At 63.7% G+C, this 21575-nt stretch carries 22 protein-coding genes; 9 read left to right on the top strand and 13 right to left on the bottom strand.

Annotated features, from left to right (window positions below; all coding sequences use genetic code 11):
- The 4 genes from FXB40_RS21110 (at position 1) to FXB40_RS21095 (ending at position 3707) form a co-directional block, all read left to right on the top strand.
- Positions 1–456 carry a cupredoxin domain-containing protein gene (locus FXB40_RS21110; protein WP_187437029.1) on the top strand — a complete coding sequence of 152 codons (456 nt, stop codon included), beginning with the start codon at positions 1–3 and terminating at the stop codon, positions 454–456.
- A 17-nt stretch (positions 457–473) separates the two neighbouring features.
- Entirely contained in the window at positions 474–773 is a 300-nt protein-coding gene (locus tag FXB40_RS21105; protein ID WP_187437028.1) for a copper-binding protein, read from the top strand.
- 297 nt (positions 774–1070) lie between these two features.
- Positions 1071–3212, top strand: a complete 2142-nt coding sequence (gene flhA, locus FXB40_RS21100) for a flagellar biosynthesis protein FlhA (RefSeq protein ID WP_187437027.1) — start codon at positions 1071–1073, stop codon at positions 3210–3212.
- A gap of 294 nt (positions 3213–3506) precedes the next feature.
- Positions 3507–3707 (top strand): hypothetical protein, encoded by a 201-nt coding sequence (locus FXB40_RS21095; protein WP_148774099.1) that lies wholly within the window; start codon positions 3507–3509, stop codon positions 3705–3707.
- A 261-nt stretch (positions 3708–3968) separates the two neighbouring features.
- Here the strand turns inward: FXB40_RS21095 and FXB40_RS21090 are convergent, their stop codons facing one another.
- The 7 genes from FXB40_RS21090 to fliI form a co-directional block, all read right to left on the bottom strand.
- Entirely contained in the window at positions 3969–5189 is a 1221-nt protein-coding gene (locus tag FXB40_RS21090) for an NAD(P)/FAD-dependent oxidoreductase (RefSeq protein ID WP_148774098.1), read from the bottom strand.
- Between the two features lie 20 nt (positions 5190–5209).
- Positions 5210–6145 (bottom strand): formylglycine-generating enzyme family protein, encoded by a 936-nt coding sequence (locus tag FXB40_RS21085; RefSeq protein ID WP_148774097.1) that lies wholly within the window; start codon positions 6143–6145, stop codon positions 5210–5212.
- Positions 6146–6448: 303 nt separating this feature from the next.
- Positions 6449–7408: a helix-turn-helix transcriptional regulator gene (locus FXB40_RS21080; RefSeq protein WP_148774096.1), complete on the bottom strand. Its 960-nt coding sequence runs from the start codon at positions 7406–7408 to the stop codon at positions 6449–6451.
- Positions 7409–7577: 169 nt separating this feature from the next.
- Entirely contained in the window at positions 7578–8648 is a 1071-nt protein-coding gene (locus FXB40_RS21075) for an anti-sigma factor (protein ID WP_148774095.1), read from the bottom strand.
- Between the two features lie 22 nt (positions 8649–8670).
- Positions 8671–9216 carry a sigma-70 family RNA polymerase sigma factor gene (locus FXB40_RS21070; protein WP_148774094.1) on the bottom strand — a complete coding sequence of 182 codons (546 nt, stop codon included), beginning with the start codon at positions 9214–9216 and terminating at the stop codon, positions 8671–8673.
- 183 nt (positions 9217–9399) lie between these two features.
- Positions 9400–9819, bottom strand: coding sequence for a flagellar export protein FliJ (gene fliJ, locus FXB40_RS21065; protein WP_027532755.1), 420 nt, complete (start codon positions 9817–9819; stop codon positions 9400–9402).
- Positions 9820–9939: 120 nt separating this feature from the next.
- Positions 9940–11265 carry a flagellar protein export ATPase FliI gene (gene fliI, locus FXB40_RS21060; RefSeq protein WP_148774093.1) on the bottom strand — a complete coding sequence of 442 codons (1326 nt, stop codon included), beginning with the start codon at positions 11263–11265 and terminating at the stop codon, positions 9940–9942.
- A gap of 429 nt (positions 11266–11694) precedes the next feature.
- Here fliI and ctrA point away from each other — a divergent pair, with 429 nt between their 5' ends.
- Positions 11695–12396, top strand: a complete 702-nt coding sequence (ctrA, locus tag FXB40_RS21055; protein ID WP_007600544.1) for a response regulator transcription factor CtrA — start codon at positions 11695–11697, stop codon at positions 12394–12396.
- 88 nt (positions 12397–12484) lie between these two features.
- Here the strand turns inward: ctrA and FXB40_RS21050 are convergent, their stop codons facing one another.
- On the bottom strand, positions 12485–14044 hold the full coding sequence (locus tag FXB40_RS21050; protein ID WP_148774092.1) for a hypothetical protein: 1560 nt from the start codon (positions 14042–14044) through the stop codon (positions 12485–12487).
- Positions 14045–14137: 93 nt separating this feature from the next.
- The gene (locus FXB40_RS21045; protein ID WP_148774091.1) at positions 14138–15964 is read right to left on the bottom strand and encodes a CHAT domain-containing tetratricopeptide repeat protein; all 1827 of its coding nucleotides are present in this window, start codon (positions 15962–15964) and stop codon (positions 14138–14140) included.
- A gap of 364 nt (positions 15965–16328) precedes the next feature.
- Here FXB40_RS21045 and FXB40_RS21040 point away from each other — a divergent pair, with 364 nt between their 5' ends.
- The 4 genes from FXB40_RS21040 to FXB40_RS21025 all read left to right on the top strand — a co-directional run bounded on the left by FXB40_RS21040 (position 16329) and on the right by FXB40_RS21025 (position 18649).
- Positions 16329–16733 carry a DUF350 domain-containing protein gene (locus FXB40_RS21040; RefSeq protein WP_148774335.1) on the top strand — a complete coding sequence of 135 codons (405 nt, stop codon included), beginning with the start codon at positions 16329–16331 and terminating at the stop codon, positions 16731–16733.
- 1 nt (position 16734) lies between these two features.
- Complete coding sequence (locus tag FXB40_RS21035; protein ID WP_148774090.1) at positions 16735–17160, top strand: hypothetical protein; 426 nt, start codon at positions 16735–16737, stop codon at positions 17158–17160.
- Positions 17161–17227: 67 nt separating this feature from the next.
- Positions 17228–17485 (top strand): hypothetical protein, encoded by a 258-nt coding sequence (locus tag FXB40_RS21030; protein WP_148774089.1) that lies wholly within the window; start codon positions 17228–17230, stop codon positions 17483–17485.
- A gap of 3 nt (positions 17486–17488) precedes the next feature.
- On the top strand, positions 17489–18649 hold the full coding sequence (locus FXB40_RS21025) for a glutathionylspermidine synthase family protein (protein ID WP_148774088.1): 1161 nt from the start codon (positions 17489–17491) through the stop codon (positions 18647–18649).
- Position 18650: 1 nt separating this feature from the next.
- Here the strand turns inward: FXB40_RS21025 and FXB40_RS21020 are convergent, their stop codons facing one another.
- The 4 genes from FXB40_RS21020 to FXB40_RS21005 form a co-directional block, all read right to left on the bottom strand.
- Positions 18651–19523, bottom strand: coding sequence for a CheR family methyltransferase (locus FXB40_RS21020; protein WP_148774087.1), 873 nt, complete (start codon positions 19521–19523; stop codon positions 18651–18653).
- Entirely contained in the window at positions 19520–20707 is a 1188-nt protein-coding gene (locus tag FXB40_RS21015; RefSeq protein WP_148774086.1) for a protein-glutamate methylesterase/protein-glutamine glutaminase, read from the bottom strand. The genes FXB40_RS21020 and FXB40_RS21015 overlap by 4 nt, the downstream gene beginning before the upstream one ends.
- Before the next feature lie 74 nt (positions 20708–20781).
- The gene (locus FXB40_RS21010; RefSeq protein WP_007600538.1) at positions 20782–21147 is read right to left on the bottom strand and encodes a response regulator; all 366 of its coding nucleotides are present in this window, start codon (positions 21145–21147) and stop codon (positions 20782–20784) included.
- Between the two features lie 73 nt (positions 21148–21220).
- Positions 21221–21575: chemotaxis protein CheW (locus FXB40_RS21005; protein ID WP_148774085.1), on the bottom strand; the 355-nt coding region annotated here is incomplete at its 5' end.

Raw genomic sequence — 21575 nt, 5'->3', positions numbered from 1 at the left:
ATGAAGAAGACGATCAAACTCGCCTTGACGCTGGCCGCGCTGTCGATCGCACCTGCGTTCGCGCACGAGGGTCACGACCATCACGGCTTTTCGGCCGGCGAGCCCGGCGACCCCAACAAGCCGGCGCGCACCATCGAGATCGCGTTGAGCGAAATGTCCTACGAGCCGTCGAACATCAATGTGAAGCGCGGCGAGCAGATCCGCTTCGTGCTGCGTAATATCGGCAAGGAGGACCACGAATTCCTGCTCGCCACACCTAAGGAGAACCTCGCGCATGCCGAGGTGATGAAGAAGCACCCGCACATGGAGCACGACGACCCGAACGGGGTGCGGCTTGCGCCGAACAAGACGGCCGAGATCGTCTGGAAGTTCACCAAAGCCGGCACCTTCGAATTTTCCTGCCTGATCCCGGACCATCGCGACTACGGCATGGTCGGCCACGTCACCGTGAAATGAAGACAATGGAGAGAGCCATGAAGCCGATCATTCGCGTCATCGCGGCGTTCGCACTGACGCTGGGCTTGACCGTAAGTCCGCTGGCGCAAGCCGCTTCCATCAGCGGCGAAGTCAAGAAGATCGATGAAAGCGCCGGCAAGATCACGCTCAAGCACGGCCCCGCCAAAAGCCTCGGCATGGACGAGCCCATGACCATGGTCTACCGCGTCAAGGATCCCGCCATGCTCAAGCAGGTGAAGGTCGGCGACAAGGTGTCGTTTGAAGCCGAAGAGGCAGCGTCGGGCTACACGGTGACGAACATCCAGAAGGCGAAATAGGCCGCCTCGACGTTCCACGATCGGTCATTCCGGGGCGCGCCTCCCTATGCGGGCCCGGAATGACGACCTGGGAGGCCCGAAACACCCCGGTCTGACCTCCTGCCGCACCACTTGTTAACCCTTTGCTAACCATACACCGGGCAAAAATTGCCCAGTGGAGTCGAGTGTCGTCAGCCGCGTAGAACGGGAGTTCCCGTGGACGCCAGTGCGGTGCCTCACTTTCGAAACGGCGGCCCATCGGCCGCCGCGCAGACGTTTGGGGCGCGCGGACGGCAGTCGCGCGGGGGAGCAGCTACCATGGTCGACGTCACCGCGGGACAAGGCGTAGGCGGCACGAACGCCGGCTTCCCGACCCTTTCCGAAATCGTCACCATCCTCAAGCGCGGCGACATCGCGCTCGCGCTCGGCATCCTCACCATCCTCGTGGTGCTGATCCTGCCGCTGCCGGCGATCGTACTGGACCTGTTCCTGGCGATCTCGATCACGCTGTCGATCCTGATCCTGATGACCTCGCTGTTCATCCAGGCGCCGCTGGAATTCTCCGCCTTCCCGACCATCCTCTTGATCTCAACCATGCTGCGGCTGTCGCTCAACATGGCCTCGACCCGCCTGATCCTGTCGCACGGGCACGAAGGCACGGATGCCGCCGGTCACGTCATCGAGGCTTTCGGCAGCTTCGTGATGGGCGGCAATTTCGTCATCGGCATCATCGTCTTCGCCATCCTGGTCATCGTCAACTTCGTCGTCATCACCAAGGGTTCGGGCCGCATCGCCGAAGTCGCCGCCCGCTTCCACCTCGACGCCATGCCCGGCAAGCAGATGGCGATCGACGCCGACCTGTCCGCCGGCCTGATCGACGAAAAGGTCGCCAAGGAGCGTCGCAAGGCGCTGGAGGACGAGAGCGGCTTCTTCGGCGCCATGGATGGTGCCTCGAAGTTCGTCCGCGGCGACGCCATCGCCGGCCTTTTGATCGTCTTCATCAACGTCGTCGGCGGCATGATCATCGGCGTGGCGCAGCAGGGCCTGTCCTTTGCGGACGCCGGCCGCAGCTACACGCTGCTGACCGTCGGTGACGGCCTCGTCACCCAGGTGCCGGCGCTGATCGTCTCGACCGCGGCGGGCCTGCTCGTCTCCAAGGCCGGCGTTTCCGGTGCTGCCGACAAGGCGCTGATGAAGCAATTCTCCGGCTATCCGCAGGCGCTCGCGATGTCATCGGCGGTCATGCTGGTGCTGGCCGCGCTGCCGGGCATTCCGACCATCCCCTTCTTCCTGCTCGGCGCCGGCGCCGGCGCACTGGCCTGGAACGCGCGCAACCGCAACCGCGCGACGGCCAAGGCCGAAGCAGTTGCAAAGGCCGCCCCCGCTGCCGGGACACCCGGTGCCCCCGGCTCCGCGGCGGCCGAGGAGCCGATCTCGGCGGCGCTCAAGATCGACGACCTCAAGATCGAGCTCGGCTATGCGCTCTTGCCGCTCGTCAACGGTCCCGACGGTACCGATCGCCTCACCGAGCAGATCAAGGCGCTGCGCCGCTCGCTCGCGATCGAGATGGGTTTTGTGATGCCGGCGGTCCGCATTCTCGACAACGTCCAGCTCGAAGCCAACACCTACATCATCAAGATCAAGGAGGTCGACGCCGGCACCGGCAAGATCTGGCCGAACCAGTTCATGGTCATGGACCCCGGCGGCAGCCAGGTGCAGGTGCCCGGCATCCACACCACCGAGCCGACCTTCGGCCTGCCCGCGACCTGGGTCGACGCCAGCCTCAAGGAAGAGGCTTCGCTCAAGGGCTACACCGTCGTCGACGCCGCGACCGTGCTCTCGACCCACCTCACCGAGCTGCTCAAGGCCAACATGTCGGACCTGCTCTCCTATGGCGAGGTGCAGAAGCTGCTCAAGGAGCTGCCGAAGGAGCAGAGCGAACTGGTCAAGGACATCGTGCCCGCACAGGTCACGGTCTCCGGCATCCAGCGCGTTCTCCAGCTGCTGCTCGCCGAGCGCATCTCGATCCGCGACCTCTCGACCATCCTCGAAGGCATCGCCGATTCGCTCGCCTTCTCGCGCAACCCCGCGACCATGGTCGAGCATGTCCGCGCCCGGCTGGCGCGGCAGATCTGTGCGCAGAATACGTCGTATAACGGCTATCTGCCGCTCATCGCGCTGTCGGCGCGATGGGAGCAGGCCTTTGCCGAATCCATCGTCGGCCAGGGCGAAGAGCGCAGCCTCGCGATGCAGCCCTCGAAACTGTCGGAATTCATGACCGGCGTGCGCGAGGCCTTCGAGCGCGCCGCCCGCGAAGGCGAGGCGCCGGTGCTGGTGACCTCTGCGGCAATTCGTCCCTTCGTCCGCTCCCTGGTCGAGCGGTTCCGGGCCCAGACGACCGTGTTGTCGCAGGCCGAAATCCACCCACGCGCGAGGTTGAAAACGGTCGGAAGCATCTGATTTGCCTTAAGAAGCCGTGTGTTTTTCGGCCACAGGCAAATGGTTTTTGAGTTCCTGGCGCCTTGTCGACCAAATGCTGAAAAGGCGCCTGACAAGCACATTACAGCTTTGAAATAATTACGAAATCGAACGATCAGGGCCCGTTTTTGATCGCGATCGTTCACGTCCTGTCACGCTCTTGTGATCGCCCCTTGGGAACGAATCCCCCCACTACTAGGTTGTTGGGCACCGGGAGCATGAACCTGCCTGACAAAGGTGGCGACTACTTCGGGTAGATGGCGGCAGGAGCCTTCCATGAACCACTCGATTTACAGCGCAGATCGCTCGACACATCTGAAGATCGTGGCCGTAGCCCTCGTCGCAGGTATCGCGGTGGCAGGGTTCGGCATTAGCGCACGCACTGGTTCGGACGACGGATTGACCCAGACCGCCCGCGTCATCAAGGCCGGCAAGCCGGTTGTGATCACCAGCTCGAACGCATCGCTCGTTCGCTAAGGAGATTTGAGTTTCAGGAATTCACGCGGCTCTTTACCAGCCCCCCAAAGTCGCCACGTGGATATGTAGACGACCCCAACCCCAAGTCGACTACAGAAAGCGCCCGCCCCCCACGGGCGCTTTCTCATGTCTGGGGTACCCTCGTCATTGCGAGCGCAGCGAAGCAATCCAGAGTCTTTCCGCGGGTAGCAGTCTGGATTGCTTCGCCGCGCTCGCAATGACGGAGCAAGGCGCACCAGCGCCGTTCCGCAGCGCCCAACCCTACCGCACCCCATAAGTCGGCGGCGGCGCCTGCACCGTCGGCGCGGCCGCAGCGAACAGCTCATCCTTGCTGCCGGTGAGCGGGGGATAGATGCGCTTGCGGTTGATGGTCTGCTTGGTCGCCTTGGCAGCCGGGCCGGTCGTCCGGACCTCGCGGTCCCAGCCTTCGGTGTAGAGTGCGCCCCAATCGCCGAGATCGAGCACGGTGACGTACCAGTCGATGCGCAGCGGCAACATCGGCTGGCCGACAAGATCGGCCACCACATTGTGACCGGCGAACCGGCCCATGGGTCGGGCGAACTGGCAGGACATCACGGTCGGATGCAAGCCATCGACCACGCTGGAGGCGACATCGCCGGCGGCGAACACGCCCGGCAGATCCGCGACCCGCATGAAGGGATCGACCAGAAGGCGCCCAAGGCGATCGCGCGCGCCCGGAAAGTTTTCGGCGAGCCGGCTCGCACGCAGCCCCGTGCACCAGATCACCGTCTGCGTGGCGATGAACTCGCCTGAGCTCAAGCGAACACCACCAGCTTCGATCGACGCGACACGCACGCCGAGCCGCGTCTCGACGTCGAGCGACGACAGCGCCGTCTCGATGACGGGGCGCGCCTGCACGCCGATCGTGGCGCCGACCGCAGGATTGGGATCGACCAGGATGATGCGGCGACTGCCGGTGATGCCGGCGCGCACCAGCCGGTCAGGCATTTCGGCGGCAACCTCGATGCCGGTGAAGCCGGCACCCACCACCACGATGGTCGATCGTCCCGGCAACGGCACGCTACGCCCGAGCGCGATGAGGTGATCCTCAAGGCGAAGCGCCGCAGCATAGGTATCGACGTCGAACGCATGCTCGGCCAGACCCGGAATATCAGGACGCATCACTTCGCTACCGAGTGCAAGCACGAGGCGATCATAGCTCAGCGTCTCGTCGCCGCTGCTTGTGACCAGCGAGATCTGGCGCCGCGCCGGATCGACCGCCTCGACCTCGCCGATACCGTGGGTGACGCCGATCGGATCGAGCAGTTGCGGAAGCTGCAACGCGACCTCACTGAGATCGACCTCGTAATTGCGCACGCGGATGTTGTGGTAGGGATTGCGGTCGATGACGCGGATCTCGATGTCGCGGCCGGCCGCACCGACCTCGTCGCGCATGCGCGCGGCACCGATGGCCGCCCACAGGCCCGCAAACCCGGCACCGAGCACGACGATACGCGCCATGTCGTTCCCACCACGCTTTGTTACGGACCAAGCGTTCTTGCCACGCGCAAGCTCATATAGCTCATCCGATTCGGTGGACCAAACCACATTCGCGCAGCCGAACGGCGGGTCTGAAGGGAACGGCTTGCCGCACCGCCGCGCAGAACGCGGCCCTTGCAGTCTCCCGTGACCCACGCGGAGCCATCCGTCGGAGCGCCGACGTAATTGTCGTGCCAGCAGTCCTCGACCCAGTCGTATACGCTGCCATGAACCTCGTAGAGCCCGAAAGGATTGGCGGTCCGGGGCGTCGCCGATATCACCGAGGTCATCGCGATGCCAATGTCAGCGATCAGATCGGCGGCCATCGCCTCGGTCAGGTGAGGATCGACTCCATCGCCCCACCAGAACGCTGTGGTGGTGTCGGCGCGCGTAACATATTCGCGCTCGGCTTCGCTCAACAACCGGTAAGTGCGGCCACTCGTACGCGAGAGCCATTGCACGTAGTCCCTCGCCTCCTCCCACAGCACCCCGGTGACGGAATCGCGCGCCTGATCGGCCGCCGCCTCGGCCCGGTGGCTGCAGCCTTTCGCATTCACGCAGGCGTTCCATTCGTCGCACGTCACGGGCGAACGTCCGACGCCGAGGCGCTGCACCCTCACCTGATGCTGCGGCCGCTCGTCCTCCGTGCTGCCCGGCTCGCTCGCGCTCGCGCCCATGGTGAACCTGCCGTCGGGAACGACCACCATCTCCGGACAGTGCAGGCACTCCCTGAAGCGATCTGTCGGCCGAAGCGCAGCCTCCTCGCTCCACGAGAGCGGCTTTGGAAGTCGCATATCCAGCACCGAGGAATCGCTGCTCGCCAAGGCGAGGATGGGTTGAGAACCCTGCTGCATGGTTTGCGCCGACGCGAGCGGCGCCGAAAAACCGGCAACAAGCAACGCAAGCAGGGCAAGCGGCCGGTCAATAAATCTGACCATATGGCCCTCCTGGTCACAACGTGACCGTCAATGATCTGTTTAAAAAAAGCGCTTCAAAAGGCGGGCGCGTCCGCCACCAATCGCAATGTCGCCGCCGCAAAACATGCCGCAGCAGCCTCATCAGTCCGGCGATGATCTAGTGTGATTGTTTCAGGCCGGTGTCGCCACGCACAAAAAACGGCTTCGTGGCGAAGCGTCTTGCGGCCTTCAGCGCGACAGAACGTCTCGACGTCACGCGCGCCGGCGCCGATCGGCAAAACGCGCCGGCGCCGATCGGCAAAAGTAGATTGCGGGGCCGGCCGCTCAGGCCTCGCGCAGTTCCGACGGCGTCGCGCTAAAACGCTTGCGGAAGGCGCGATTGAAATAGGACAGGTCGGCGAAGCCAGAGGAATGCGCGATGTCGCTGATCTTGCGCGCCCGCGCGCGGGGATCGCCGAGCAATTTTCGCGCGAGCAGCAAACGTTGCTCCAGTACGAATTCGGTGAAGGTGGTGCCGGCCTGCTCGAACAGCCGCTGCGCCTGGCGCGGGCTGAGCCCTGACCGGGTGGCGACCTCGGACAGGCAGAGATCGTTACGGCCAAGTGCGGCCATCACGTCTGCGCGCATGAGATCGAGACGGGCCGCCGCATGACCGCGACCGCGCGCGAGCGCCGCATGCTCGGCGTCGGTGCCAAGCAGGAGGCCGACGAGATCGACCATGTGCTGCGCGGTCAGGCGCTGGCCGACGGCGTCGAGATGCGGCGCGTGATGGGCGGCAAGCGCGTGATAGCGGAAGATGGTCTCGGCGACCGCGCCGTCCGACAGAACCTGGGACAGCTTCTCCTCGGCACGCGGATTGATGTCCAGCAGCGCGCGCCGCGGCATGCGGATGGTGGTGAAGCGGTTCTCGTCGGTGTGACCGACGCTGCCGGTGATGCCCATATCGGCGAGCACCATCTGCGCCGGCGCGAGCTCGACCGTATGACCGTTCTGCCGGACGCTGACGAGGCCGGCATGCGCGGCGATCAGCACGAGATCGTTGCTGCCGTCGGCGAGACCGCCCTGCGTGCGCGAATATTGTGCGGAGGAACCTTCGGGAATGGCGAGCGCGATATTGTCGACCACGCTGATCTGCAGCCGGCAATCGATGCTGTCGCCCTGGCTCGGTCCGATCTCGAGGCCGCAGGACCCCAGGGCCCTGTCGCGCCAATGCTCGAACGCCGGCCCCTGCGGCAGGCCTGCATATTGGTGAATAAAGACGCCCGGCGGCTTGGCTGCATCCATCTGATTTCTAGCCCCTCTCCGGCACCATGATCGGCGATGCCGACTGCAAATTCCGGGCATTTGACGCCTGGAAATGCATGGAGGTTCAAATCACAGGTGAATTCAGCAAGACTTGTCGAATTACGACGACGAAATGGACCCCGGCGACAATATTGCGCCGTTGCGGCGACTACTTCTTCGCGGGAACCTGCGGCTGGGACGGCGGCACGGTCTCGATCAGCTTGCCGGAAAACACCGGCGCCGAGGTCGGCTGGCCGTTGGGCGAGCCGCCCGACTGCTCGACCGTGACGGCATAGGTTGCACCGTTGACGACATCGGCATCGTAGCCAGCGAGCAACGGGCGTGCCGTGAAGTCGCCGCTGCCGATCACGCCCAGCGACCGCGGGCGCGGCAGCCTGTCGGAGATCAGCCAGAGCTCAAAGCTCTTGCCCGGCTCCGGCGTCGCGCCGACCTTGCGCACCGTGAAGTTCTTGGTCGCCCCGTCAATGGTGAGGATGAAGGCGGGACCGCCGCTCTGGCCCTGCAACAGCGCAACATATTGCGCGGGCGAAGACAGCGGCGCGGCCGGTGTCTTGAGCTCGACCGTCTGGATACGCGGTGCGGGCCGCAGCGCGCCCGGCAGCGCATCGGGCAGGAAGATCTGAAGCGACAGTGTCACCAGCAATGCGGCCGCAAGTGCCCCCACGGCGGAGGCGATCGTGCGCCAGCGCTTCACGCGGCCCTCGAGATAGATCACGTTGCTGCCGTCGACGACCGGCGCCTGCGTCACGGGCGCAACGCGCGGGTCGGGCGCATGGGTCTGCGGCACGAACTGCGGCGGGAAAATCGGAACGGCATCGGAGTTGGATTCGGGCGACGTCGATTGCTGCGCGTCCAGCGACGGAGGCTCTGTCGCTGAAGACTCTGTCGCTGAAGACTCGGACGATGAAGGCTCCGGCGAATAGAACTCCGGCAGTGGTGGTGGCGGCGCCTCCGACAGCACCGGCGGCGCCTCGCTCGAATCCTGCGACGAGAGCGTCTGCGCGATCTCGCGCCGGATGTTCTCCCACACGATCGGCCGCGGCTCGATCGTACCCACCATCTGATTGAGGACGCCGAGCCGGAATTCCCACGCCTGCACCACGGCGGCGAACTCCTGGTCCACCGCCATCATGGTCGCGACCTGCGCGCGCTCGTCGGCATCGAGTGTGCCGAGCGCATATTCCGCGGCGAGCGCGATATGATCCTCGCTGTAGGCCATCAATTGCAGTCCAAAACCATCCTCATAATCCGAGGCACTCCCGGATGTCCAACATACTGCGCCGGAGCCAAGTCTTCACTGTGTTGACGGGCGCAGCGAATTTCTCCGCCAATTGCTCGCGGCTCCAGCCGTTGTAATAGGCGAGAAGCACGAGCCGCTGACGGTCCGGCTCGAGGCGACCAATGCATTCCAAGAGCCGCTTCAACTCCTCGGACATCTCGCGGCGCGCCAGGGGATCGGGACTGTCGGCGGCGACATCCATCGCCTGCGGCTCCTCCTCGATGGAGGCCTCCGTCTTCTTGCGGACGATATCGATGGCGCGGTTGCGCGCGATCGACGCCATCCACGTGATCGGCGATGACAGCGTCGGGTTGAACTGGCCGGCGCTGTTCCAGATCTTGACGTAGGTCTCCTGAATGACCTCCTCTGCGAGATCCTGTCGGCGCAAGATACGGAGCACGACGCCATAAAGTTTCGCGCGCGTGGCGGCGTAGAGGCGCTCGAACGCGGCCTGGTCGCGCTTCGCCACCGCCTCAATCAGCCCGACCAGCTCAGCTGGCGTCAGCATTCAGCCCCCCAACGCGCAGGCCTCGTCGCATCCCGCGCGGACCCCGGCACTCCGCTACCATAGCGCGTGGCCAAGCCCCTCACCAAGGGGCGGCGCGCCACGCTGTGGACAGCACACGCAAAAACCCGGACCTTGCGGGTCCGGGCTCGCAAATTCTCTAGCGATTTTGACCGCTGGCTGCCGTCAGGCGACGGCGCCGATGCGGGAGCGCATCAGGCCGATGCTGTCGAGATCGGCCTGCTCGCGGGCGTTTTCCTCGGCGCGCTCGCGGGCCTGGTCACGCTCGTCCAGGAGCTCGACCTTCTTCAGTTCCTCGAAAGCCTCCCCGAGCGCGGCCTTGGCCTCCTCGAGCTGGCCCCTCAGCTCGTCGGCCGAGCGGGTCAGGTTCTCGCGGCGCTGGATGGCGGCCTTGGCATAGGTCGGATAGGCGAAATGCGCGGGATCGTTGATCCCGGCGCGGTCCTGCTCGGTCTGGATCTCGCGATCCAGATCGGTCGACATCCGCTGGAAGTCGGCGATCATGGACTCGATCTGGGCGACCCGGCGGCGCTTCTCGTCGACCTGAAACTTCTTCAGGCGAATGAGGGTATCACGTGACTTCATCGACTCGTACTCCCCAGAAGTCCCTTAGCTGCACGTGGGACGACACCGGTCTCCCCACAGGCCCGATTGGGCCAAGACCGGCTCTGCTACTCTGTGGGATCGGATGATGACGGGACAAAGTTAGCGTTCCGTTTCCAAATTACCGAGGATTTGCGCCAACTGGCGGTAACCGTCGGCCAGCGAGGCATTTTCGTCCTTGCGTTGGCGCAGGAAGGCCTCCAGCGGCTCGTGCAGGCGGATCGCCTCGTCGACCTCGGGGCTGGAGCCGACCCGATAGGCGCCGAGCCGGATCAGTTCCTCCATGTCGGCATAGGTCGCCATCACCGCCCGCGCCTTCTGGATGGTCGGCCAGAACTGCGGATCGGCCGATTTCGGCATGGTGCGCGAAACCGATTTAAGGATGTTGATGGCCGGGTAGCGGCCGCGCTCCGCGATTGAGCGCTGCATCACGATGTGGCCGTCGAGGATGCCGCGGACGGCGTCGGCGATCGGCTCATTATGATCGTCGCCGTCGACCAGCACCGTGAAGATCGCGGTGATGGCGCCCTCCCCGAGGCCCGGTCCGGCGCGCTCCAGAAGTTTCGGCAGCTCGGTGAAGACGGTCGGCGTGTAGCCCTTGGCGGTTGGCGGCTCGCCGGCGGACAGCCCGATCTCGCGCTGGGCCATGGCGAAACGCGTCACCGAGTCCATCAGGCAGAGGACGTCCTGGCCCTCGTCGCGAAAATATTCGGCGACCGCGAGCGTCAGATACGCGGCCTGCCGCCGCATCAGGGCCGGCTCGTCGGAGGTCGCAACCACCACGACGGAGCGCGCCAGCCCCTCCTCGCCGAGGTCGTCCTGCAGGAATTCCTGCACCTCGCGGCCGCGTTCGCCGATCAGCCCGATGACGCTGACCGCCGCATCGACGTTGCGCGCGAGCATCGAGAGCAACACGGATTTGCCGACGCCGGAACCCGCGAAGATGCCCATGCGCTGGCCGCGGCAGCAGGTGAGGAAGGTGTTCATCGCGCGCACGCCGAGATCGAGCGGGCTGCCTACGCGCTTGCGCGAATGCGCCGGCGGCGGCGAATTGCGGTACGGCATCGGCGAGGCACCTTGCGGCAACGGCCCCTTGCCGTCGATCGGTTCGCCCAGCGCATTGACGACGCGGCCGAGCCAGGCCGACGACGGACGAACCTGATTGGCGGCATTGGCGATCACAGCCCTGCAGCCGCGACGCACACCATCGAGGCCGGCGAACGGCATCACGACAGCGTTGTTGCCGGAAAATCCGATTACCTCGCAGGGAATGGAACGGTTGGCACCGGTCTCGATCACAAGCCGCGCGCCGACCGACATCGCGTGGATCGGGCCGGCGACCTCGACCATGAGGCCGCGCACGCCGACCACTCGGCCATAGATATTGACGCCGTCGATATCGCCGATCTGTTCGGCCAAAGCCTTCATGGAGCAGCCTTCATAAGAGGGCCTTCATAGGGGACGCGCCTTCATCATTGGGGCCTTCGTGGCGAAACCCTTAAATTTCGCCATATTTCTGAACGGCGCTTAACTTCGTGTTTACCCGCATCGTTAATCATTGCGTCACTGTCTTTGTGACTGAGCGTGGCTCCCCTTCAGAAGAAGGCTGAGTCGCGGGAGTCGGTTAGGCCCGTCTCTTAAAGTGGAACTTGAACGGAAACGGATAACGAAAGCTGCTTCGTACACAAGACCTTAGGGCGATTCGATAAAAATTGCACCGGGGGGACTTGCGTTCCAGAATCAGGATTTGTTAACCATCTGTTGTCAGGATCCGAATCAGTTGTTCAAAGGCGTTTTGTTGAGTGCCGCGAATGCGGCCGACCTGACGCCCAGGAGCGGCGACTATGGGGAACTGGCATGCGCGTTTTGCTGATTGAAGATGACAGCGCCGTCGCGCAGTCGATCGAGCTGATGCTGAAGTCTGAGAGCTTCAACGTCTACACGACCGATTTGGGGGAAGAAGGCGTCGATCTCGGTAAATTATACGATTACGACATTATCCTTCTCGACCTCAACCTGCCCGACATGTCCGGCTACGACGTGCTCAAGCAGCTTCGGGTCTCCAAGATCAAGACACCGATCCTGATCCTCTCCGGCCTCGCCGGCATCGAGGACAAGGTCAAGGGCCTCGGCGTCGGCGCCGACGACTACATGACCAAACCCTTCCATAAAGACGAGCTGGTTGCCCGCATCCACGCGATTGTGCGCCGCTCCAAGGGTCACGCCCAGTCGGTCATCCAGACCGGCGACCTCGTCGTCAACCTCGACACCAAGACGGTCGAAGTCGGTGGCCAGCGCGTGCACCTGACCGGCAAGGAATACCAGATGCTGGAGCTGCTCTCGCTCCGCAAGGGTACGACCCTCACCAAGGAAATGTTCCTCAACCACCTCTACGGCGGCATGGACGAGCCCGAGCTGAAGATCATCGACGTCTTCATCTGCAAGCTCCGCAAGAAGCTCGCCAACGCCTCCGAGGGACGCAACTTCATCGAGACCGTGTGGGGCCGCGGCTACGTGCTGCGCGAGCCGCACGAGGTCGAAGAGCGCATTCCCGCCTGATCCGTTGACGTCGCGAGCCTCCGTCGGGCTTGCTCCTCCCAGCCTGGACCCCGCCGCTAATGGCGGGGTTTTGTTTTTTGGGGCTTCGTCAGGCGCTCGCAAACGCAGGACTTACGAGAGGCGCGCTCCTGACCGGGCAGCGCGCGGCCGCCTCGCGCAGCCGGCCGATCATCCCGTAGCCGATGATAAACCCGAACAAGAAGGTCGGCAGCACGAAGAACAGCAAGAACATCGATGGGGAAAGGTGGTCGGCCATTCCCATCACCGGTATCGGGGCGACCTGGTGAATAGCCAGCAGGGCGAATAACATCAGCGTCATACCGCCACCAAAGACGAGGCCATCCCTCAACTGCCTCGTCTTTCGCGACCGTCTGTCCCAGGTTGAATCCTGCACCAGCAGGGCCGCCATCGCCCCAATGCCCCAGGGAAAGATCAAGACCGGCAGCTCGTGCAGCACGACATCTGGATAGGGTCCTTGCGAGAACTGAGCATGATCGAACCACATCTGGATCGGCAGCGTCAGCAGCGCCCCCAAGATCCCGACTGAGAGAATAAACCCGACTGGAAGTCGGCCGAAGATGCTTTCGTTCGCGAAAGCAAATTGCCGCTTGAAATAATACACCAGCGAGAAGTTCACGATGAAGTAGAGCGGCGTCAGGATCAGCGTTCGCATTGCGCCAGCGGACTGGTCTCCCGGCATCTCAATGATCTTGCCCGATGCGAGCAGCCACAGCAGGCACCAGACAAACGTGAATGCCGTTACTTTCGCCACAAACTTCATGATGCCAGGTGATGCCGGCTCCAGCGTGAATCCGATCTCGCCCAGCCTTCGCTTGCTGCGGTCGAGACTCCACTCGCCGGCCAGGGCAGCGCGCACCGCGAACAACATGAGATTGTTGAGAAGCGAGTCCATGTCCTTGCGCAAATCCTCCAGCATGGCTCCTGCGGCCGTTTGAGCCGCCAGCTGAAGCTGGCTGACCGCGCTGTGCCGCGTCGAAAGAGAATCGAGAGCCTGCCAGTCGTCCGGCTCGACCTGGCTTTCCTCCATGATCGCTCCATAGATATCCCGACTGTTCTTGAGCACGCGCACGGTGCGGAAGCACAGCACGTCGAACACGGCGAGAAGCTCCGCGTACCGCTCGGCGTTGCGCTCCATGAAGCTTTCCCGATCCGCAGCCCAGCGTTCGAGATGAACCATGATTGCCGATATCTTCATGAAACGGGATTGGATGGCGGTCGACTGCACCGCGCGAAAATCGTCGACCCGATAACCGATCCGCGCGAACCTGCGCTGCAAAACGGGTTCGTCGCTCTGGGACACCTGGAACGGGGATGCGGCCAACTCATCTCGCAAGGCGAGCGCGCCTGCGGGAATGCCGGCGAGGCCCTGGCAGAAATTGCGCCATGCCGCGGGAAGGATCGGGACGAGCCAGGCGAGAATCAGGAGCCAGATCGATGCAAGGGGCGGCAGCGCATACGAGAGCCCTTTATAGATGAGGACGAACGGAATCATGAAGGCGACCACGCCAAACGCAAACAGAGGCTTCGTCGTGTATGATCGCGTACCCTTGGAGGTGTGAAACCTGAACCAGTAGAACAAGGCAACGAGCGCCGGGCCGGCGAACAGATCGAAGGTGAATTTCAACAATTCAACGAGCTTATCAAGCGACACGGCGAACTCCCATGGCTATGGTTCGCATGCCGGACACCTCGGCGCCCGGCCGTCTCTGTTCAGTAAAGGTCACGCGGCCAGATTTTCGATCCTGGTCTTCTGACCCGCGAAATCGGCGTTGTCCGGCGCCAGCGCAATTGCACTGTCCATGTCGTTCAGCGCCATCGCCACATTCTTTGACTGCGCGTACGCGTTGGCACGGGACGCCAGATATTTGGGCTCGTTCTCGTTTCTGGCGATGGCAACGCCGAATGCCTTGATCGCCTGCTCGAGATAGCCGCCCTTGTCGTCGGTCCCTGCCGCCATCATGCTGATGATGCCCTTGATCCAGTAGAATTCGGGATTCTCCGGATGGAGCTTGATGGCCTCGTTGATGTCGGTCAGCGCATTTTCGTGAAAGCCCATGGTCGCGTTGAAATTGGCGCGACGCACGCGGTATTCCGCTTTGGTGGGATCCAGCTCCAGCATATAGGCGAAGCTCGCGGCGGCTTCCTTGATCAGCTTTTGCCTGTGTTGCAGCGTCCCAAGATCAAAGTACGCCTTGGCCAGGCGAACCGAGAGTTCGCCGTCGTCTTTCAGCAGCGTATGCAGTTCCGTGCCGCTCCGGGTCAATTCCTCCAAAGCGGCGACCGTGCGCGGCGAAGCAGCGAGCGCGATCATGAACTCATCGCGCCGCCTCTGAAGCTCCTCCTTCGAGAACCGCGCCTTCTCGGGCGGGTCCGGCGGCGGCTGTGGATTTTCGACGTCGAATATCCTGCCGTCGGACGATCGCATGTAGAGAACCGGAATTCCCCACTCGACCCGCGACTTCTGCTGAATGAACTTGCGCGCCAGCATCACAGCATCGTCGATCGGCTGGTTCTTGGACAGCGCCTCATAAAATCCCTCCGACATCGAGATCGCGGCACCGTCGGTAATGGGAAATTGCATCGCGATCACCGCGGGCAGCCATCCCGTCTTCATCAACCCGATCGCCGGATTTCCAAACCGATCGCCGACATTGATCCTGGCGCTCTCGCAGCAATTGAGGACGATCAACCGAAGGCTCTTGCGCGCGCCGGTCAGCATTGTCGCCAGATCCGAGGCGAACCGTTTGACCGGCTTGCCGTCCTCGTCGACCATGACGATGAAACCGCGCTCGTTGAAGCTGTCAGCGTCGCCGCCCGGAATCTCGTCCTCGACCCCGCCGTGCCCGATGAAATGGAAGACGTGCCAGTCTCCTTCCAGGAGCTTCTTCATCAGGTCCTTTCCCGACCCGCCCGGGACCCACTGGAAATCCACCCTGCCCGCGTGCTGAAGGGCGTCGATGCCCTTGTTGATGCGTTCGCGTTCCTTGGCCACGTTGAGCTTGGGCCACTCACCGGTCGAAGGGTCGGAGATCATGCCGAGAATGCGCAGGGGACCCTTGACGCCCATCCGTCCCACGGCACCCACCGTGTCGAGATGCCGTACGATCGGCCGCGAGAGACTCACGAAGCCGGGCTGGTCATTTTCGTCGAAGAGATATTCCCATGGCAGCCCGGCAAGCTCCGTCGCCTCGATGCGCAGCTTGATCCGGAAGTCGTCAGATTTGCCCTTGCTTTGCTGGTAGATATTCTGAATCGAGGGAACTTCGGTGAAGACGCTCCGGAAAACTCCACGCCCGAAATCCCGCAGCACCTGTTCACCGCGCGTCGCGAGCCCCGAATGACTTTTATCGTCGATTTCCAGAACTGCGTTTTCGAGCTCTCCGCGCAGTTTTGCCAGCACGCCGGGGGCGCTGAACCAGAACTTCAACCGGCTCTTGGGCGCCTCGCCGACCGGTGACTTGACGACCTTGCCGTAATATTCCTGCGGGCCGCCACCTACCGGCAAATCGGAGCCAATCTCGAGTTCTAGATATTCGGCACTGGGCATGGCAGCCTCACTCGGCCAAGAACTACTTGAACAACACGTCTTTCAAATCCGGACGACCCGCCATCCGACGGGTATCTCCATGCGCATCAAAATCACCTGCGCCAGATCGTGCATGAGCCGGAGACCTGATCTCATCGAGGGCGCAACTCATGTGCTCCTTCACGACGGCGACAACGTCAATTCACAAGACTATCACATGCAACCTCGAGACGCATTTGTGAAGCATGTCTCACACGGCCCGAAAATTTGTGCAGCGCCCGGTGCCACCGGAGAGCCGGTTCGGTTTCTGGGGATCGAACCGATCCGCCCGATACGGCGACTAAGCGATCGTGCCAGAATTCGCGGCGCCAACGTGGACCTCCCCATGATCCTGCAATCGCTCGCCGGCCTGCCCGCTTTCCTGGCCTATTTCTGTACCGGGTTGATCGCGATAGTGGCATATCTCCTCGTTTACACGCGGATCACGCCGCACAACGAGTTCCAGCTGATCCGCGACAATGATCCAGCGGCTGCGATTGCGCTCGGCCTCAGCCTGCTCGGCTTCGTGGCGCCGCTGTTCAGCGCGATCGCGCATTCGGCCAACGTACTGGACTGCCTGATCTGGGCGTTCATCGCTCTGATCGTGCAGGTCGCCGTGTTCTACATCGTGAAAATCCCGGTGCCGGACCTGTCGGGGCGGATCGCCGCCGGCGAGCTGGCGCCCGCAATCTGGCTCGGCCTGTCGTCGCTCGCCGCGGGCCTCTTGAACGCCGCCTGCATGATCTACTGATATGGCAGCGAAGCCTCCGACCAAGGATTTCGGCAAGCGCAGGCCGCGCCGGCCGGCGGACCTGCCGCTGCCGCCGCGGGAGCCGGTGAAGCGCTCGGGCCATGTCGCGCTGCTGGTGATGGGCACGATCGCGGTCGGCACCACCGCCTTCATGCTGATGCCGCGGCGAAACTGCGATCCCATGCCTCCCGCGGCGACAGCCCCCGGAGCGACAGTCCCCGGCGCAACGGCGCCTGCGCCAACGACCACCAACTGTAGCAGCAGCTCATCCAGCGGCAGCGGCTCGCACTGGTCCTCGCGTTCGAGTTTCTACAGCAGCGACCCCTCAAGCCATTCCTCGTCAGGGACGTCGTCCGATTCCGGCTCCGGTGGCGTCACGCGCGGCGGCTTCGGCTCGTTTGCGCATGGCTTCTCGGGCGGCGGCTGAGGCCGCGGATTTGTGAATTCAACGCCGCTCACCGGTCTGCTTAGGTGATGTGGCGGGAGGAAGCGATATGAAGCGTTCGCGAAGAGTCGTGCTCACCTTGATGGGCACTGCTACGGTCAGTGCGGTCTCGATGGGATTTGTGAAGCGCGAACGCCCTTGCGGGTCCGGCCTCGAAGCCGTACCCGGCATCGACGGCAAGCCTTATTGCCGGCCGAGCTATGGCGGCTTCGGCGGCACGCTACATCACATGCACGGTGGCCATCCCGGTCAAAGTCATGGCGGTCATGGCGGCGGTCATGGTCATGGCGGTCACGGCGGCGGCTGACACATGCAACGCATCATTTGTCCCGAGCGCGACGACTGGCAACAGACCGCCGAGCTATGCGGCTTTGCCTTCCACACCATCGACGGCGAGCGCTATTGGGACGAGCGCGCCTATTATGCGTTCTCACTCGACGAGATCGAGCGCTCAATCGAGACGCCGACCGGCGAGATCGATGCGATGTGCCTGGAGCTCGCCGGTCGCGTCATCGGCGACGAACGCCATTTGCGGCGGCTCAAGATTCCGGAAGCGTTTTGGGACCTGATCGCGGACAGCTGGGAGCGCGACGACCGCAGCCTCTACGGCCGGCTCGACCTGAAATTCGACGGCGGCGGCCCGGCAAAACTGCTCGAATACAATGCGGACACGCCGACCTCGATCTTCGAGGCCGCGGTGTTTCAATGGACCTGGCTCGAGCAGGCGATCGAGCGGCGTATCATCCCGGCGCGCGCCGACCAGTTCAACTCCATTCACGAGCGGCTGATCGAGGCGTGGAAAGCGATCGGCGCGGGCAGTCATCTGCATCTCACAGGCACGACGGGCAACGAGGAAGACGCCGGCACGCTCGCTTATCTTGAAGACACCGCGCGCCAGGCAGGCCTGTCGACCACGCTGCTCGACATCGAGGACATCGGCTGGCGCGACGAGGCCGGCGGCTTCGTCGATCTCAACGACCGCGACATGGAGCTTGTCTTCAAGCTCTACCCCTGGGAATGGATGTTCCACGACGCCTTCGGTGCCAAGCTCGCCGGCGCTCCGACGCACTGGATCGAGCCGCCATGGAAGGCGGTACTTTCCAACAAGGGCATCCTGCCGCTGCTTTGGGAGATGTTTCCCAACCATCCCAATCTGCTGCCGGCCTTCTTCGAGGACGATCCGCGCGCAGCCGAACTCGGCAGCTCCTACGTCCGCAAGCCGCTGCTGTCGCGCGAAGGCGCCAATGTCACACTGGTGTCGGGCGGAATGTCACTCGATGAGCACGCCGGCCCCTACGGCGCCGAAGGCTTCGTGCGCCAGGCGCTGTCACCGCTGCCGAACTTTTCCGGCGTCTATCCGGTGGTGGGAAGCTGGCTGGTGAACCACGAGCCATGCGGGCTTTCGATCCGCGAGGACGAGAGCCCGATCACGGGCAACAGCTCGCGGTTTCTGCCGCACGCGATCTTGTAGTTCACCTCGCCGCGGCGACCTTCAATGGCTGCGGCATCAGGCCACCCATCGCCCGGCCGGAGCGCGCCGGATTGAGCTGGTAGAGACCACGGCGATCGGAGATCGGACGGAACGCGTCGGTGATGCCGACGACGGATTCGGCGGCGCCGAGCAACAGCGTGCCATCCGCTTCCAGGCCCTTTGTCATGCGTTCGAAGATCACCGCCTTGGTGTCCTGATCGAAATAGATCAGCACGTTGCGGCAGAAGATCACGTCGAACGTGCCGAGATGGGAGAAGTCCTGCAATAGATTGAGCTGACGGAACTGCACCATCGCGCGAATGTCGGCGTTGAGCTGCCAGACCTCGCCCGACTGCGTGAAGTATTTCATCAGAAGCTGGATCGGCAGACCGCGCTGCACCTCGAACTGGCTGTAGACGCCGGCCTTGCATTTCTCCAGCACTTCCTGCGACAGATCGGTGGCGACGATCTCGATGCGCCAGCCCGCGAGCGCGGCGCCCATCTCCTTCAGGCACATCGCGATCGAATAGGGCTCCTGCCCCGTCGACGAAGCCGCCGACCAGATGCGCAGCGATTTGCGCGCCGCGCGGGCCTGGATCAGGCCGGGCACGATGCTGTCGCGCAGATGATCGAAGGGGATCTTGTCGCGGAAGAAGAACGTCTCGTTGGTGGTCATGGCTTCGACCACGTCGGTCGCAAGCCTTCCATCGCCGTTCCTGATCTTGAGCACGAGATCGGGGATGCCGGGCAGGCTCGCCTTGCGGGCCAGCGGCAACAAGCGGCTCTCGACCAGATATTGCTTGTCGGGCGAAAGATCGAGACCGGAGCGCTCTTTCAGGAACTTGCGCAGATACTCGTAGTCCGTGGGCGTCACGAGCGGTCTCCCGCGAACAGGCGGTTGACCTTCGCGCCGATCTGGTTGAGCGGCAGGATCGCCGCGCAGATACCGGCATTGGCGGCCGCACCGGGCATGCCCCACACCACGCTGGAAGCTTCATCCTGCGCGATCACGCTGCCGCCGGCAGCGACGATGTCCTTGCCGCCGCGCATGCCGTCCGAGCCCATGCCCGTCAGGATCACGGAGAGGATGTTGCCGTGCCAGATGTCGATGGCAGAGGTGAAGAGCGGATCGACGGCGGGCTTGCAGAAATTGACGGCGGGGCCGTCGTCGAGCGCGATCGCGGCTTCAGCGCCGCTCCGCACCACGCGCATGTGCTTGCCGCCGGGCGCAAGATAGATGCGCCCCGGCTTCACCGGCTCGCCGTCGATGGCCTCGGCTGCCGGCTTGCGGCTCGAACGCGCCAGATGCTCGGCGAGAATGGTGGTGAAGGTCGGCGGCATGTGCTGGGTGATCAGCACCGGCACGCGGTCGATCACCGGGCCGAGCTCGGTGACGAGCGCCATCAGCGCCTGCGGGCCGCCGGTCGATGAGCCGATCAGCAGCACCTTCGGCGCCTGGGTCGAGAACGGACGCGTGGTGAGCGGACCTGACGACAGCGCATGCAAGGCCGGTGCAGGCGCGGCGGGCCGCACGACAGCCGGCGCACGGGCAGCAGAGCTCGCGGGCGCCAGCGGCGGACTCACGACCGCCGGCTTCCGGCGCAGCCGTGCACCGAGGTGACGGATCTTCTGGATCAGGTCATGATGGAAGGTGTCAGCGGCGGATGTCTCGCGTGTCGATTCCGGCTTCGGAATGTAGTCGGCCGCGCCGAGCGACAGCGCCTTGAAGCTGATCTCCGCGTTGCGGCGGGTCAGCGTCGAGGCCATGATGATGACGAGATCGCGCTTCTTCGCCAGCAGTTGCGGCAGCGCCGAGATGCCGTCGAGCTCGGGCATTTCGATGTCGAGCACGGCGACATCGGGATTGATGCGTTCGATCTGGTTGACTGCTTCGAGCCCGGTGCGCAGCGAGGCCGCGACCTCCATGTCGTGCTCGGCTCCGATCCAGCGCGAGATCAGGCCGCGGATGACGACGGAGTCGTCGACGACCATCACCCGCAGCGGCCCGGCTTCGCGCGACAAGCCCGTGGTCGAATTACCTGCGAACGCAACACTCATTACTCACCAACTCAGACTGAAACGGTTTAGTTGAAAACAAACGCCGAAGGAGCCGTTCAGCCTCCGGTGTTCGCTCAGATCAAGCCGACTTCCTGGAACTTCGCCGTCACGATGTCCTTGTCGAAAGGCTTCATGATGTATTCGTTGGCGCCGGCGTGCAGCGCGCGCGCGATATGCGCCACGTCGTTCTCGGTGGTGCAGAACACCACCTTGGGCTGGTCGCCGCCGGGCATGCGGCGCAGATGGCCGAGGAACTCGTAGCCATCCATGACCGGCATGTTCCAGTCGAGCAGCACGGCGTCGGGCAGCCCGCGCTTGCAGGCCTCCAGCGCCTTCTCACCGTCCTCGGCTTCGAGAATCTGGAAGTCGAGGCCTTCCAGGATCCGGCGCGCAACCTTGCGGATGACGCTGGAATCATCAACGACGAGACACGTGCGCATGTGAACCTCTGCTTCTGATCCCCTTTGCGGGGACACTTCCAATTGCGAGTCCGTCGGCGGCGACGCCGCCGTATCAGGCCGCCATCATCTCGGGCGCGAGCTCGAGGACGCGATCGACGTCGAGGACGACCATGAGCTGTCCGTCGAGACGGTGGACGCCGCCGGCGAGCTTGGCCATGCGGGGGTCGAGATTGACGGGGTTCTCTTCCTTGCCGTCCTCGGACAGCCGCAGCACCTCGCCGATCTGGTCGATCAAGAGGCCATAGGATTCACCGCGCAGGTCGACGCCAACCGCCATCGCCGTCTTGCCGTCCTCGGGCTTGGGCAGGCCGAGGCGGGCGCGCATGTCGACCACGGTGACGATGCGGCCGCGCAGGTTCAGCACGCCCGCGATCTCGCGCGAGGACAAGGGAACGCGGGTGACGCGC

Source organism: Bradyrhizobium rifense (assembly GCF_008123425.1).
Classification (GTDB): domain Bacteria; phylum Pseudomonadota; class Alphaproteobacteria; order Rhizobiales; family Xanthobacteraceae; genus Bradyrhizobium; species Bradyrhizobium rifense.
The sequence above is the reverse complement of the archived record's forward strand: the minus strand, read 5'-3'. Positions and strand labels throughout refer to the sequence as shown.

Bases quoted from the DNA above. Each gene is read 5' to 3' on its own strand.
- FXB40_RS21035 (WP_148774090.1), top strand. From the start codon at position 16,735: ATGGCAGCGAAGCCTCCGACCAAGGATTTCGGCAAGCGCAGGCCGCGC.
- FXB40_RS21075 (WP_148774095.1), bottom strand. From the start codon at position 8,648: ATGGCCTACAGCGAGGATCATATCGCGCTCGCCGCGGAATATGCGCTC.
- FXB40_RS21110 (WP_187437029.1), top strand. From the start codon at position 1: ATGAAGAAGACGATCAAACTCGCCTTGACGCTGGCCGCGCTGTCGATC.
- FXB40_RS21040 (WP_148774335.1), top strand. From the start codon at position 16,329: ATGATCCTGCAATCGCTCGCCGGCCTGCCCGCTTTCCTGGCCTATTTC.
- FXB40_RS21085 (WP_148774097.1), bottom strand. From the start codon at position 6,145: ATGGTCAGATTTATTGACCGGCCGCTTGCCCTGCTTGCGTTGCTTGTT.
- FXB40_RS21070 (WP_148774094.1), bottom strand. From the start codon at position 9,216: ATGCTGACGCCAGCTGAGCTGGTCGGGCTGATTGAGGCGGTGGCGAAG.
- FXB40_RS21095 (WP_148774099.1), top strand. From the start codon at position 3,507: ATGAACCACTCGATTTACAGCGCAGATCGCTCGACACATCTGAAGATC.
- fliJ (WP_027532755.1), bottom strand. From the start codon at position 9,819: ATGAAGTCACGTGATACCCTCATTCGCCTGAAGAAGTTTCAGGTCGAC.
- FXB40_RS21030 (WP_148774089.1), top strand. From the start codon at position 17,228: ATGAAGCGTTCGCGAAGAGTCGTGCTCACCTTGATGGGCACTGCTACG.
- FXB40_RS21090 (WP_148774098.1), bottom strand. From the start codon at position 5,189: ATGGCGCGTATCGTCGTGCTCGGTGCCGGGTTTGCGGGCCTGTGGGCG.
- FXB40_RS21025 (WP_148774088.1), top strand. From the start codon at position 17,489: ATGCAACGCATCATTTGTCCCGAGCGCGACGACTGGCAACAGACCGCC.
- fliI (WP_148774093.1), bottom strand. From the start codon at position 11,265: ATGAAGGCTTTGGCCGAACAGATCGGCGATATCGACGGCGTCAATATC.
- FXB40_RS21105 (WP_187437028.1), top strand. From the start codon at position 474: ATGAAGCCGATCATTCGCGTCATCGCGGCGTTCGCACTGACGCTGGGC.
- FXB40_RS21015 (WP_148774086.1), bottom strand. From the start codon at position 20,707: ATGAGTGTTGCGTTCGCAGGTAATTCGACCACGGGCTTGTCGCGCGAA.
- FXB40_RS21010 (WP_007600538.1), bottom strand. From the start codon at position 21,147: ATGCGCACGTGTCTCGTCGTTGATGATTCCAGCGTCATCCGCAAGGTT.
- flhA (WP_187437027.1), top strand. From the start codon at position 1,071: ATGGTCGACGTCACCGCGGGACAAGGCGTAGGCGGCACGAACGCCGGC.
- FXB40_RS21080 (WP_148774096.1), bottom strand. From the start codon at position 7,408: ATGGATGCAGCCAAGCCGCCGGGCGTCTTTATTCACCAATATGCAGGC.
- FXB40_RS21045 (WP_148774091.1), bottom strand. From the start codon at position 15,964: ATGCCCAGTGCCGAATATCTAGAACTCGAGATTGGCTCCGATTTGCCG.
- ctrA (WP_007600544.1), top strand. From the start codon at position 11,695: ATGCGCGTTTTGCTGATTGAAGATGACAGCGCCGTCGCGCAGTCGATC.